General features: G+C 63.2%; 1 protein-coding gene. It reads right to left on the bottom strand.

What is annotated here, in order from left to right:
- Positions 1 to 24 precede the first annotated feature (24 nt).
- Positions 25 to 1,043 (bottom strand): IS630 family transposase (locus LRG10_RS13025; protein ID WP_238635777.1); only part of this gene is annotated, 1,019 nt, incomplete at its 5' end.

Here is a 1,043-nt window from a genome sequence, read left to right as displayed (position 1 = left end):
TTACTAAGATTTCAGCAAGTATTGTCATGCCCGAGCATATTGGCACTCCGGCTGACGGAAGAACGACTGAATCAAGGCGGGTAGCTTTTGGAGGCGCCAGAGCGCCGAGCGGGCCATGCGCTTCATCTGCTCGATGTTCTGCACTCCGCGGCGGCCGATATCCCGCTTGACGTGGGCCCAGACCTGCTCGTCCGGATTGAGCTGCGGTGAGTACGGCGGCAGGAAGAAGAGCTTGAGCATGCCATCGGTCGATTCGACGAACTCGCGGACCAGCTTCGCCTTGTGCGCGGGGTGCCCGTCCACGATGACGAATACGGGGCGCTCGGCGCCGACGAGCAGTCGCCTGAGGAACTCGCGGAAGACCTGGGCGTTCACGGTGCCTTGGTGGACCATAAAGCGCATCTCGCCGCGTGGGCTGACGGCAGAGATCATGTTCACCGCAAAACGCCGGCCAGTGGCTTCCACGACCGGGGTCTCACCAACAGGCGACCACGTGGTGCCGGTGTGGTAGTCCGAGCGCAACCCCGACTCGTCGGCGAAGTAGACCGTCGCCCCCTCGCGCTTGGCCTGTTTGCGAATCTCCGGATAGGTCTCCGTCTCCCACTGACGAACGAGTTCTGGATCTCGTTGCCACGCCTGGTACAAAGGCTTCTGCGCTGAGAAGCCGAGCGTCTTCATCAGGTTGTGGACCGACGCCCGGGACAGGCTCTTGCCCAGGTGGCGCTCGATCAGTTCCTGAATCAGCGAAAGGGTCCAGAGCGCGTAAGGCAGTTTCAGCTGTTGCGGGTTCTCGTCACGGACGGTGCGGGCGACCCAGCGCATCTCCTCCGGAGTCAGCTTCCGAGGCCGTCCGGACTTGGGCTTGGAGTGGAGCGCCTTCTGACCCCCTTCGGCGTAGCGCGACAACCAGCGGTACAGGGTGCGCTCATTGACTCCGTAGGCGTCGGCCACATCAGCGACCGTTCGACCATTGCGAACCGCCTTGATCGCCTGCATTCGCAGGGCATGCGCCGCCGACTTGTCTGTCGCGCGGCCGTCGTTCG

The sequence above is a fragment of the Halorhodospira sp. 9628 genome, from assembly GCF_022228075.1.
GTDB classification, from domain to species: domain Bacteria; phylum Pseudomonadota; class Gammaproteobacteria; order Nitrococcales; family Halorhodospiraceae; genus Halorhodospira; species Halorhodospira halophila_A.
Note: the sequence above shows the minus strand (reverse complement) of the source record. Positions and strands in the feature narration are given on the sequence as shown.